Source organism: Kytococcus sedentarius (genome assembly GCF_041937525.1).
GTDB classification, from domain to species: Bacteria; Actinomycetota; Actinomycetes; order Actinomycetales; family Dermatophilaceae; genus Kytococcus; species Kytococcus sedentarius_A.
This window is the reverse complement of sequence record NZ_CP169391.1, coordinates 611,799-624,262: the sequence shown is the minus strand read 5'-3', so window position 1 is coordinate 624,262 and position 12,464 is coordinate 611,799. Positions and strand designations below refer to the sequence as shown.

General features: G+C 71.1%; 8 protein-coding genes. 4 read left to right on the top strand and 4 right to left on the bottom strand.

Going from position 1 to position 12,464, the window contains the following annotated elements; all coding sequences use genetic code 11:
• Window positions 1-8: 8 nt before the first annotated feature.
• From ACEY2A_RS02845 to ACEY2A_RS02830, 4 genes are all read left to right on the top strand, one after another.
• Window positions 9-641 (top strand): DUF3000 family protein, encoded by a 633-nt coding sequence (locus ACEY2A_RS02845; protein ID WP_374929374.1) that lies wholly within the window; start codon window positions 9-11, stop codon window positions 639-641.
• Window positions 641-1,960 (top strand): HRDC domain-containing protein, encoded by a 1,320-nt coding sequence (locus ACEY2A_RS02840; protein WP_374929373.1) that lies wholly within the window; start codon window positions 641-643, stop codon window positions 1,958-1,960. The genes ACEY2A_RS02845 and ACEY2A_RS02840 overlap by 1 nt, the downstream gene beginning before the upstream one ends.
• 117 nt (window positions 1,961-2,077) lie before the next feature.
• Window positions 2,078-3,601, top strand: coding sequence for a helix-turn-helix domain-containing protein (locus ACEY2A_RS02835; RefSeq protein WP_374929372.1), 1,524 nt, complete (start codon window positions 2,078-2,080; stop codon window positions 3,599-3,601).
• Window positions 3,602-3,756: 155 nt separating this feature from the next.
• Window positions 3,757-4,674 carry a glycerophosphodiester phosphodiesterase family protein gene (locus ACEY2A_RS02830; protein WP_374929371.1) on the top strand — a complete coding sequence of 306 codons (918 nt, stop codon included), beginning with the start codon at window positions 3,757-3,759 and terminating at the stop codon, window positions 4,672-4,674.
• 26 nt (window positions 4,675-4,700) lie between these two features.
• On the opposite strand, the gene dxs is transcribed toward ACEY2A_RS02830, so the two are convergent.
• The 4 genes from dxs to ACEY2A_RS02810 all read right to left on the bottom strand — a co-directional run bounded on the left by dxs (window position 4,701) and on the right by ACEY2A_RS02810 (window position 12,292).
• Window positions 4,701-6,548, bottom strand: a complete 1,848-nt coding sequence (gene dxs, locus ACEY2A_RS02825) for a 1-deoxy-D-xylulose-5-phosphate synthase (RefSeq protein WP_374929370.1) — start codon at window positions 6,546-6,548, stop codon at window positions 4,701-4,703.
• A gap of 32 nt (window positions 6,549-6,580) precedes the next feature.
• The gene (locus tag ACEY2A_RS02820; protein ID WP_374929369.1) at window positions 6,581-6,946 is read right to left on the bottom strand and encodes a hypothetical protein; all 366 of its coding nucleotides are present in this window, start codon (window positions 6,944-6,946) and stop codon (window positions 6,581-6,583) included.
• Window positions 6,947-7,055: 109 nt separating this feature from the next.
• Window positions 7,056-9,197 carry an acyltransferase family protein gene (locus tag ACEY2A_RS02815; protein ID WP_374929368.1) on the bottom strand — a complete coding sequence of 714 codons (2,142 nt, stop codon included), beginning with the start codon at window positions 9,195-9,197 and terminating at the stop codon, window positions 7,056-7,058.
• Between the two features lie 251 nt (window positions 9,198-9,448).
• A complete protein-coding gene (locus ACEY2A_RS02810; RefSeq protein ID WP_374929367.1) occupies window positions 9,449-12,292 on the bottom strand; it encodes an aconitate hydratase in 2,844 nt (947 codons plus the stop codon).
• Window positions 12,293-12,464: the final 172 nt, after the last annotated feature.

Here is a 12,464-nt window from a genome sequence, read left to right as displayed (position 1 = left end):
TCATGGCCGTGACCCCACGAATCCTGCGCGGGCGCCGCGCTGCTGACCCGCAGGCAAGCCTCGACGCCCTCCGGGCGGCACCGCCCCGCGCGGGGATGATCACCGAGGAGGTGCCCGCCCCCTCGCGGCTGGCCCCGGCGTCGGTGGCCTTCACCGCCGAGGTGCTGGACCTGGCAGGTGCGTCAGGCGTGGGTGAGCCGGGTGCGGCGGGTGCGCCTCTTCCAGAGGCCGATGGGGCGCCACTGGCCTCGGGCCGGTTGGTGGTTCTGCACGACCCGTCGGAGCCCGAGGAGTGGGGTGGAGCCTGGCGGGTGGTCACCTTCGTGAGCACACCGCTGGAGCCCGAGCTGGCCCACGACCCGCTGTTCGGCGACGTGGGCCGTCAGTGGGTGTCCGAGTGCCTGGCCCAGCAGAACTGCACCGTCGGTGAGCTGAGTGGCACCAGTACCCGGGTGACCTCGGAGTCCTTCGGCGGTCGGGAGCACCACGGGGTGGAGGTCGTGCTGGAGATCCGCGCCTCGTGGACGCCCCTGGACCACGATCTCGTGCGCCACCTGGAGGCCTGGCGGGACCTGTTGACGACCGTGGCGGGTGTGCCGCCGCTGCCGCAGGGCGTGGTGGCCCTGCACGGGGTGGTGTGATGCCCACCCCGCTCACCCATCCCGCCGAGGACCTGCCGCCGGTGGTGGCCGACGACAGCGCCCTGGCCGCGGCCGCGGAACGCGTGGCGGCAGGGACCGGCCCGGTGGCCATCGACGCCGAGCGCGCCTCGGGACACCGCTACGGCAACGACGCCTACCTGGTGCAGCTGCGCCGACAGGGGGCCGGCACCGTGCTGGTGGACCCCGTGGGCATCAGCGACATGTCTCCGCTGGCCGAGGCCCTGGACGGACCGGAGTGGGTGCTGCACGCCGCCACCCAGGACCTCCCCTGTCTCGCCGACCTGGGCCTGCGCCCCCGCGCCCTGTTCGACACCGAGCTGGGTGGGCGCCTGGCCGGCCTGCCCCGGGTGGGCCTGGCCGCGGTCGTCGAGCACTACCTGGACCTCACGCTGGCCAAGGAGCACTCCGCGGTGGACTGGTCCACCCGCCCGCTGCCCACCGACTGGCTGGTCTACGCCGCGCTGGACGTGGAGGTGCTGGTGGAGGTGCGCGACGCCATGGAGGCCGACCTCGCCCAGCAGGGACGCACCGAGTGGGCCCGGCAGGAGTTCGAGGCGCTCACCTCCTTCCGTGCCAAGGACCACGGGGAGGACGCCTGGCGCCGCACGTCCGGAACCCACCGCATCCGCCGCCCCCGGCAGGCCGCCGCCCTGCGCGAACTGTGGCAGGTGCGCGACGACATGGCCCGGGAACGGGACGTGACCCCCTCGAAGGTGATGCACGACGACGCCCTGGTGGCCCTGGCCACTGCGCCGATGGTGGACCCGGCGGACATGGCACCGGTGGTGCGCTACGCCCTGGCGGCCCGCGGGGCGCGCAACGGCAAGGGCGGGCGCCCGCACCGCGCCTCCGGGTCCGCGGAGCGCAGGGTCAGACGGGCGATGGCCACGGTGCAGGGCCACAGTGACCAGTGGTGGGACGCCGTGCAGCGGGCCGCCGCACTGCCGGAGGACGCCCTGCCGCCGGCCAAGCTCCCCGCCACCGGCCCCCCGCCCGCCAAGGCCTGGGCCGACCGGGACCCGCGGGCCGCGGCCCGACTGGCTGCCGCCCGGGCCGAGCTCGGTGAGATGGCCGAGGGTCTGGGCGTGCCGGTGGAGAACCTGCTCACCCCCTCCCTCCTGCGGGAGGTGCTGTGGAACACGGCGGCGCAGGAATCGCTCGAGGCCTCGCGGGTCGACGCGGATCTGGAGGCTGGCGGCGCCCGGCCCTGGCAGCGAGACCTGGCGGTGCCCGTCATCGTCCGGGCCTCGCGAGCCGAGCCGCCGTCCGAGGCGAACGTTCCCTCCCCCGCGGGCTGAGTCGCCGGGGCCTCGCGCCCTCGGCAGACACCACGCGACACACACCTCCCAGCACCACGTGACACACATCGCGCCACAGGGCCTTGCCATATCTCATCCATGAGATAGCGTCGAGCCATGACTGATGAGTACTTGGCACGGATCGGGAACCTCATCCGCGACGCGCGGCTGCACCGAGGCATGACGCAGACGCAGGTGGCGGAGATCCTGAACACCAGCCAGAGCGCCGTGGCGCGCATGGAGCAGGGCAAGCAGAACCTGTCGCTGGAGACGGTGGCGAAGGTGAGCGAGGCGCTGGACCACGACATCGTGATCCCGGCCTCCATGCCCCAGCACCTGCGCATCGAGGGCGGCCGCAAGCTGTCCGGCTCCATCGATGTGCGCACCTCCAAGAACGCCGCCGTGGCCCTCCTGTGCGCCTCGCTGCTGAACCGCGGGACCACCACGCTGCGCAATCTCGCCCGCATCGAGGAGGTCAACCGGATCCTGGAGGTGCTCAACTCCATCGGGATCGAGACCAAGTGGCTGGGTGACAGCAACGACCTGCGCATCACGCCGCCGGAGACCCTGCGCCTGGAGGACATCGACGAGGCCGCGGCGCGCCGCACCCGCTCGATCATCATGTTCCTCGGCCCGCTGCTGCACCGCTACCCCGAGTTCCAGCTGCCCTACGCCGGTGGCTGCGACCTGGGCACACGCACGGTGGGACCGCACCTGAACTCCCTCAAGCCCTTCGGCCTGGAGGTGCTCGCCACCGAGGGCCAGTACAACGCCACCGTCAACAAGAAGGCCCCCGGCCGCCCCATCGTGCTCACCGAGCGCGGCGACACGGTGACCGAGAACGCCATCATGGCTGCCGCCATGGAGCCGACCACCACCGTCATCCGCAACGCCTCCAGCAACTACATGGTCCAGGACCTCTGCTTCTTCCTGGAGGAGCTGGGCGTGAGGATCGAGGGCATCGGCACCACCACGCTGACCATCACCGGCGTGGAGGACATCAACGCCGACGTGGAGTACTCCCCCAGCGAGGACCCCATCGAGGCCATGAGCCTGCTGGCCGCCGCGATCGTGACCCAGTCCGAGATCACCATCAAGCGCGCCCCCATCGAGTTCCTCGAGATCGAGCTGGCCACGCTCGAGCACATGGGCATGAAGTACGAGCTGTCCGAGGAGTACACCTCCAACAACGGTCGCACCCGCCTGGCGGACCTCACCTACAAGCCCGGCCCGCTGGTGGCGCCGCAGGACAAGGTCCACTCGATGCCCTACCCGGGCCTGAACATCGACAACCTGCCCTTCTTCGTGATCATCGGTGCCATGGCCGAGGGCAAGACCCTGGTGCACGACTGGGTGTACGAGAACCGCGCCATCCACCTCACCGAGCTGTCCACCCTGGGCGCCCGCGTGCAGCTGCTGGACCCCCACCGCATCCAGGTGGAGGGCCCCACCCGGTGGCGTGCGGCGGAGATCATGTGTCCGCCTGCCCTGCGCCCCGGCGTGGTGATCCTGCTGGGCATGCTCGCCGCCCCCGGTACCTCGGTGCTGCGCAACGTCTACGTGATCAACCGTGGGTACGAGGCGCTGGCCGACCGGCTCAACGAGCTCGGCGCGAGCATCACGGTGTTCCGCGACATCTGACACCGGACGTGGCCGCGCCGGACGCGGCCGGACGTCGGGAGGGCCCCCACCGCCGTGGGGGCCCTCCCGTGTGCGGGGCAGCTCGTGCGCGGGGCCCTCCCGTGCGCACGGTGGCGTGTCATGTGCTGTTCACCTCGGTGCGCAAGGCTGTGCCCATGCCCGCCACCCGTGATGCTCGGAGCACCCCCACCGCCCACGTGAGGCCCTCGTCGTCGTACCTGACCAGTGGTCGCCCCGTCGCCCTGGCCCACCGCGGCTATGCCCCCGACGGCGGGGAGAACTCGATGGCCGCCTTCGATGCGGCGGTCGCCCTGGGCTGCGAGTACGTGGAGACCGACGTCCACACCACCACCGATGGGGTGGTCGTCGCCTTCCACGACGAGTCGCTGGAACGCGTCACCGACTCCGCAGGGCTCGTGGACGACCTGCCGTGGGAGGTGGTGCGCACCGCCCGCATCACCGGGGGCCACCCCATCCCCACCCTCGAGGATCTGCTGCAGCGGCACCCGACGCTGCGGGTCAACATCGACCTGAAGTCCGATGCGGCCGTGGAGCCCACGGTCGCGGTGATCGAGCGGCTCCACGCACACGACCGGGTGCTGGTGACCTCCTTCGACGACACCCGCCGCCGCCGGGCGCTGGCCCTGTTGAGCCGCCCGGTGGCGACGTCCGCGGGCGAACGGTGCACGGCGCTCATGTGGGCCGCCAGCCGGGTGCTGGTCCTGGCCGCCGGTGTGGGGGTGCTGACCGCCGAGTGGCGCCACGGGCGGGTGGCCCGCCCCGGCCGGCGGGTGGCCTCGGGCATGGAGACACTGGGACACCGGCTGATCCGTGCGGTGTCGCGCGGGGTGGACGCCTATCAGGTGCCCGAGCACTTCCGCGGACTGCGGGTGGTGGACGAGGCCTTCCTGGACGCAGCGCACCTGGCGGGGGCGCACGTGCACGTGTGGACCATCAACGAGGTGGCCGACATGGAGCGCCTGTTGGACTTGGGCGTCGACGGCCTCGTCACCGACCGTGCCGACCGCCTCGTGGAGCTCCTGCGCACCCGCGGCGAACTGCCCGCCGCCTGAGGGGCGGGCAACGCCAACCCTGCGCGTCAGTCCAGCAGCGCGGCGGAGATGGTGTCAGCGTTGAGACCCAGCTCGGCCAGCAGCTGACCGCGCGAGGCGTGGTCCAGGAAGCGCTGCGGGATGCCGAAGCTGCGCACCTCACGCTGCGGGTACTCGGCACCCAGCCGGCTGCCCAGACCGCCCACCACGAGGCTGTCCTCGATCACGCTCAGGCGGCCTCCGGCCCGCTCGACCTCGGCCCGCAGGCCGTCCGAGACCGGCAGCATCCACAGCGGGTCCACCACGCGGACCGTGCGTCCGGCCGCCCGCAGCTCGTCGGCGACCTCCAGGGCCACGGGCACCATCGCGCCCACGCCCAACAGCAGGTCGTCGACCGGCCCGTCGCCGTCCTCGGACAGCACGTCGACCCCGTCCCGCTGCGCCACGGCCTCCAGCGGCTCGGGCACGCTGCCCTTGGGAAAGCGCAGCACGGTGGGGGCGTCGTCCACGGCCACGGCCTCGCGCAGCGCCTGCCGCACGCGCACCCCATCGCGGGGGGCCGCGAGGTGCACGCCGGGCACGATGCCGACCAACGACAGGTCCCACATGCCGTTGTGGGAGGCACCGTCCGACCCGGTGATGCCGGCACGGTCGAGCACGAAGGTCACCCCCTGCCGGTGCAGGGCACAGTCCATGAGCAGCTGGTCGAAGGCACGGTTGAGGAAGGTGGAGTAGATGGCCACCACCGGGTGCAGACCCGCGTAGGACATGCCGGCGGCCATGGTGACGGCGTGCTGCTCGGCGATGCCCACGTCGAACACCCGTTCCGGGTGGGCGGCCTGCATGGGCTCCAGACCCACCGGGATCAGCATGGCGGCAGTGATGGCCACGATGTCCTCGCGCTCACCGGCCAGGTCGAGGAGCTCCTCGGAGAACTCCTCGGTCCACGCACGCCCGGCGATCTCCAGAGGCAGCCCGGTCTCGGGGTTGATCTTGCCCACGGCGTGGAAGCGGTCGGCCTCGTCGTTGGTGGCGGGGTCGTAACCGCGCCCCTTCTGCGTGATGGCGTGCACGATCACGGGGCCACCGAAGCGCTTGGCCAGGCGCAGGGTGCTCTCGAGGTCCTCGAGGTCGTGGCCGTCGACCGGGCCCAGGTACTTGATGCCGAGGTCCTCGAACAGCCCCTGCGGCGCCAGCATGTCCTTGACGCCCTTCTTGAAGCCCCGCAGGGCGTCGAACGCCGGGCGCCCGACGACCGGCGTGCTCTGCACGCTCTTCTTGGTCCAGCTCAGGGCCTGCTCGTAGCGACGCTGGGTGCGCAGGTGGGCCAGGTGCTCGGCCATCCCACCGAGGGTGGGCGCGTAGGAGCGCTCGTTGTCGTTGACCACGATCACCAGGGGCAGGGTCTTGTCCGCCGCGATGTTGTTGAGCGCCTCCCAGGCCATGCCACCGGTGAGCGCGCCATCACCGATCACGGCCACCGTGGGCGTGGTGTTGCCCCGCAGCCGGTGGGCCACCGCGATGCCGTGCGCCCAGCTCAGCGACGTGGAGGCGTGGGAGTTCTCCACCACGTCGTGCTCGGACTCGGCACGGCAGGGGTAGCCGCTGAGCCCCCCGGACTGACGCAGGGTGCTGAAGTCGGTGCGGCCGGTGAGCATCTTGTGCACGTAGCTCTGGTGGCCGGTGTCGAACACGATCGGCTCACGCGGGGAGTCGAAGACCCGGTGCAGGGCGATGGTCAGCTCCACCACACCGAGGTTCGGTCCCAGGTGCCCGCCGGTGCGGGAGACGCTCTCGATGAGGCGGGTGCGGATCTCCTGGGCAAGGTCGGGCAGGCGGTCCGCCGCCAGCGCCTTCAGGTCGTCCGGGTTGCCGATGTGGTCCAACGTGCTCACGCAAAGTCCGTTCCGTCGTGGAAGGGCCCAGTCTAGAGGCGCGGGACCCAACGTTCGCCCTGCAACGCCTCCCGGAGCAGGGCCGCGCCGCGGTGGGCCTCAGCCAGTCGCCGGCCCTCCGCGGCCATGTGCTCCATCAGCGAGGGCAGCGCCTCCGGGGGGACGTGGACACCCACGTGCAGGCGCACGTCCCGCCAGGCCTGCCGCATCACCTCCACCTGTCCCGCCACGTGCCGCTCGGTCATCCACGCGAGCATCACCGGGTGCCGCCGCCAACCGTCGTAGGCACGGAAGTCCGCCGGACAGAGGTCCAGCAGCCAGGCCACCGCGTCCTCCCGCCACCCGGGCGCGTCGACGGGGCGCACAGCGGCCGGCCAGCCGGGAGGTCCTGAGGTCATGACCGCAGTCTATGGAACATTCGTTCCAGATGGCCAGTCGATGACCCGACAGGCGTTCCCTCGCAGTCCCTCCTCGGCGGCCACCCTCAACGGGCCGGGCCCGCCGTGCTCACTCCCCCGCCTGGGCCGCGAACGTGTCCTTCACCAGCTGCGCGTACGCGTTGGCCCCTTCGATGTCGGGGTGCACCCCGTCGCTCTGCAGGTAACCGGGGTTCTGGGAGGCCATGGAGTGCCAGTCGGCCACGGCGACGTTCGGGTAGTCGTCCGCGATCTCCTGCAGGTTGGCGTTGGACTCCTCGATCCACGAGGACTTGCCGTACAGGTTCACCAGCACCACCTGCCGGTCGGGACCCAGCAGGTCGAGCGCCTCCCGCACGATCTCGGGCTCGCGCACCCCGGCGTTGGTCCCGTAGGACATCACCACCGAGTCCCGGACGGCCCCCGCCTCCAGGTGCGCCCTGACCAGGGCCCGGCCCTCCGGCCACTGGCGGTTGGACTTGGCCACCAGCTGCACCCCGGGGAACTTGTCCCGGAATCCGTACAGGCTGGAGACCACCAGCGAGTCACCGAACACGGTGACCTGGTCGCCCTTCGGCACGTACCACCCGGAGTCATCGCCCCCGGAGGAGACCGACTCCTCGGGCTCCTCGCTCGCGGGGCCCGAGGGTCCACCGGAGGACGCCGTCGGCTCCGGCTCGCTGCCCGAGCCGCTGGGCTGCGCCGACGCGGACGGGCCGCTCTTCTCCGGGTCGGACGACGCCGAGGGCTCACTGGTGGGCTCCGAGGAACCACCCGTCGGTGTGCCCGAACCCGACGCCGAACCCGACGACGACGGGGACCTCCCGGGGCCGTCCGGGCTCGCCCCGGAGGAGGGCGGGACGGGCAGCTCGGGCTCCAGCTCGGCCAGGGCCTCCTCATTGGCCTCGATGGCCAGCTGCGTCTCGGTCTTCTCCGGTGCCGTGGCCACGGCCACACCACCCATCAGCAGGGCCAGCGCAGCACCGCCGGCGGCCACCCGGGCCGGGGCCACCGGCACCCGGGAGCCGTTGGTCTCCCCGCGCCGTACCGCGTCGACGACGCCCAGCGCCCAGGAGCGGAAACCCTGCCGCCGGATGGGGGTCTCCACCCAGCGGTAGCTGGCCTCGGCCACCAGCACGGTGATCACCACGGCCACCAGCCGCAGGGTCCAGTAGCCCAGCGATCCCTCCTCCTGCGCCGGCAGGGCCGCGAGCATCAGCAGCAGGACGGGCCAGTGCCACAGGTACAGCCCGTAGGAGCGCTCCCCCACCCACTCCATGGGCCGCAGCTCCAGCAGCCCGTGCAGCCAGGTGCGCCCGGGCAGCAGGGAGGCGATGACCACCGTCGTGAGCACCGAGGCCACGAACAGGCCCCCCAGGTAGGTGACCGCACGGTCCTCCGGCATGACCAGCGAGAGCAGCAGCACACCCACCAGCGCCACCAGACCGGCCGGCCCCCGCCACTGCCGCCAGGCCGCACTGCGCAACCAGCTGCCCCGCGACATCCACCAGAAGGACAGCAGCACCCCGGCCATCAGGCCGAACAGGTGCGAGTCCGTGCCGTAGTACGGCCGGGTCACGTCGTCGGCGGTGAAGTAGAGCACCGCCATCCACACCGCGGAGCCGACCCCCAGGCCCATCACCATCAGCATGCGTCCCCGCCAGCGTGCGGACAGCACCAGCATCAGCGCCAGCGCGGGCGGCCACAGCAGGTAGAACTGCTCCTCCACTGCCAGCGACCACAGGGGCTTGTAGAGCACGGGCTGGTTCTGGTCGAAGTAGGAGGTCCCGTTCGCGATCTCCACCCAGTTCGTGGTGAAGGTGAGCCCACCCAGGATCTGCCGCCCCAGGCCCACCCGCAGGTCTCCCCCACGCGTGACGTCGACGATCCACACCAACGCGGTGCAGACCAGCAGCACCAGCACCAGGGCCGGGAGCAGCCGGCGGATGCGTCGCATCCAGAAGGTCGGCATGTTCATGTACCCGTTGCGACGCACCTCGCGCAGCAACAGGGTGGTGATGAGGAAGCCGGAGATGACGAAGAAGACGTCGACCCCGATGAAACCACCGGGCAGACGGTCCGGCAGCAGGTGGTACACGACCACCAGCCCCACGGCCAGTGCCCGCAGGCCGTCGAGGCCCTGGATGCGTCCGGAGTCCGCCGGACCGGAGCCGAAGCCCCCCGCCGTGGGCGTCGGGCGACGACCGGTCGTCTCGCTGTGCTCTGGGCTCACGCCGCCCCTCCCTCGCTGTGTCCGTGGGGCGCCGCGCCCCTGCTCGGTCCGACCTCTCGGGTCGCCGCGTCGCGCGCCCCGGTCAGGACGCCGTCACGATAACGCCGGGGACCGACAGCATCGCGGACCGACGCACGTTCCCGGGGGTGACGCCCACCCCATCGAGGGGTCGCACCCGGCCCGGCACGCGGCTGCGCCCGCCCCCGGTGGGGACGGGCGCAGCGCTCGGACCCGCGGGACGGGTCCCGTGCTCAGGCAGCCAGCTGGCGCAGCACGTACTGCAGGATGCCGTCGTTGCGGTAGTAGGACATCTCACCGGGGGTGTCGATGCGGACCACCGCGTCGAACGTGATGTCCTCCCCGCCGTCCTTGCTGGCGGTGACCTTCAGCGTCTTCGGGGTCTCACCGTCGTTGAACGCGGTGATCCCCTCGATGTCGAAGGTCTCGGTCCCGTCCAGGCCCAGCGACTCCGCCGTCTCACCCTCGGGGAACTGCAGCGGCAGCACGCCCATGCCGATGAGGTTGGAGCGGTGGATGCGCTCGAAGCTCTGCGCGATGACGGCCTTCACACCCAGCAGGCGGGTGCCCTTGGCGGCCCAGTCACGCGAGGAGCCCGTGCCGTACTCGGCGCCGGCGAGCACGACCAGCGGCACACCCGCCTCCTGGTAGGCCTCGGAGGCCTCGAAGATGGTGGTCTGCTCGCCGCCGTCCAGGAAGTTGCGGGTGAAGCCACCCGAGACACCGTCCAGCAGCAGGTTCTTCAGGCGGATGTTGCCGAAGGTGCCGCGGATCATCACCTCGTGGTTGCCACGGCGGGAACCGTAGGAGTTGAAGTCCTTGCGGTCCACACCGTTCTCCTGCAGGTACTTGCCCGCGGGGCTGTCGGCCTTGATGGCACCGGCCGGGCTGATGTGGTCGGTCGTGACCGAGTCACCCAGCAGGGCCAGCACGCGCGCACCGGTGATGTCCTCCACCGGCTCCGGCTCGGCCTCCATGCCGTCGAAGAAGGTGGGCTTGCGCACGTAGGTGGACTCGTCGTCCCACTCGAAGGTGTCGCCCTCGGGGGTCTCCAGCGACTGCCAGCGCTCGTCGCCCTCGAACACGTCGGCGTAGTCCTTGGTGAACATCTCGGTGGTGATGGCCTCACCGATGACCTTCTCCACCTCGTCGGCGGCCGGCCAGATGTCCTTCAGGAAGACGTCGTTGCCCTCGGAGTCCTGGCCCAGCGGCTCGGACTCGAAGTCGAAGTCCATGGTGCCCGCGAGCGCGTAGGCGACCACCAGCGGCGGGGAGGCCAGGTAGTTCATCTTCACGTCGGGGTTGATGCGGCCCTCGAAGTTGCGGTTGCCGGACAGCACGGACACGACGCTCAGGTCGTTGTCGTTGACCGCCTGGCTGACCTCCTCCGGCAGCGGGCCGGAGTTGCCGATGCAGGTGGTGCAGCCGTAGCCGACCAGGTGGAAGCCCAGGGCCTCCAGGTAGGGCCACATGCCGGTCTTGTCGTAGTACCCGGTGACGACCTGCGAACCGGGGGCCATGGAGGTCTTCACCCAGGGCTTGCTCTGCAGGCCCTTGTCCACCGCGTTCTTGGCGAGCATGGCGGCGGCCATCATCACCGACGGGTTGGACGTGTTGGTGCAGGAGGTGATCGAGGCGATCGCCACGTGACCGTGGTCCAGCTCGGTCTGGGTGCCGTCGGCCAGGGTCACGGACACCGGCTGGGACGCGCGGCCCTCGACGGGCTTGCCGGCGGCCTGTCCGGCGGGGCGCTCGGCCTCGTGCTCCTCGGCGGTCTCGCCGTCGGTGGCGGGGGCGTCGCTGGCCGGGAAGGACAGCGCCGATGCGGTGTCGGCCTCGCCGGCCATGTTCTCGGCCGGGGTCACCTGGTCATCGGTGACGTAGTCGCCCAGGGCCTTGCGGAAGGACTCCTTGGCCTCGGAGACGGCGATGCGGTCCTGCGGGCGCTTGGGGCCGGCGATGGACGGCACGACGGTGGAGAGGTCGAGCTCGAGGTACTCGGAGTAGCGGGCCTCGACCGCCGGGTCGTGCCACAGGCCCTGCTCCTTGGCGTAGGCCTCCACCAGGGCGACCTGCTCGTCGGAGCGGCCGGTGAGGCGCAGGTAGTCCAGGGTCACCTCATCGATGGGGAACATCGCCGCCGTGGAGCCGAACTCGGGCGACATGTTGCCGATGGTGGCGCGGTTGGCCAGCGGCACGGCGCCGACGCCCTCGCCGTAGAACTCGACGAACTTGCCCACGACACCGTGCTCGCGGAGCATCTCGGTGATGGTGAGCACCACGTCGGTGGCGGTCGCGCCCATCGGGATCTCGCCGGACAGCTTGAAGCCGACCACACGCGGAATGAGCATGGAGACGGGCTGGCCGAGCATCGCGGCCTCGGCCTCGATGCCGCCGACGCCCCAGCCGAGCACACCCAGGCCGTTGACCATGGTGGTGTGGGAGTCGGTGCCCACGCAGGTGTCGGGGTAGGCGACGGTCTCGCCATCGATCTCACGGGTCATGACCGTGCGGGCCAGGTGCTCGATGTTCACCTGATGGACGATGCCGGTGCCCGGGGGGACGACCTTGAAGTCCTCGAACGCGGTCTGGCCCCAGCGCAGGAACTGGTAGCGCTCCTCGTTGCGCTCGTACTCGATCTCGACGTTCTTCTCGAACGCGTCGGGGGTACCGAACACGTCGATGATCACGGAGTGGTCGATGACCAGCTCGGCGGGGGCGAGCGGGTTGATCTTGGTGGGGTCGCCGCCGAGGTCGGCCATGGCCTCACGCATGGTGGCGAGGTCGACGATGCAGGGCACACCGGTGAAGTCCTGCATGATCACGCGGGCCGGCGTGTACTGGATCTCCACGCTGGGGTCGGCGTTCTCGTCCCAGTCCGCGATGGCCTTGATGTGGTCGGCGGTGATGTTCTCGCCGTCCTCGGTGCGCACCAGGTTCTCCAGGAGCACCTTGAGGCTGTAGGGCAGGCTCGCCGCGCCCTCGAGGCCCTCGACGTCCTTGATGCGGTGGATCTGGTACTCGTTGCTGCCGACCTTCAGGGTCGACTTGGCTCCGAAGCTGTCGCTCACAACCAATCCCTTCGTTGAGCCGCCCGAGGACCGCACGACTGCGCGGACCGGCGACGGTGGTGGTGGTCCAGCACGCCATCGACCGCCGCGGCGGACGGGCTGCTGCCGTCGTCATCCATTCTGGGGTGAGGAGGGGTTCTGGTCCAGAGAGGGGTGCCTTCGACCGCCCGTGCCCCGG

What these genes read in the sequence shown, in the direction of transcription:
- ACEY2A_RS02830 (WP_374929371.1), top strand. Translation starts at nt 3,757, where the DNA reads ATGCCCGCCACCCGTGATGCTCGGAGCACCCCCACCGCCCACGTGAGG.
- ACEY2A_RS02840 (WP_374929373.1), top strand. Translation starts at nt 641, where the DNA reads ATGCCCACCCCGCTCACCCATCCCGCCGAGGACCTGCCGCCGGTGGTG.
- ACEY2A_RS02835 (WP_374929372.1), top strand. Translation starts at nt 2,078, where the DNA reads ATGACTGATGAGTACTTGGCACGGATCGGGAACCTCATCCGCGACGCG.
- ACEY2A_RS02820 (WP_374929369.1), bottom strand. Translation starts at nt 6,946, where the DNA reads ATGACCTCAGGACCTCCCGGCTGGCCGGCCGCTGTGCGCCCCGTCGAC.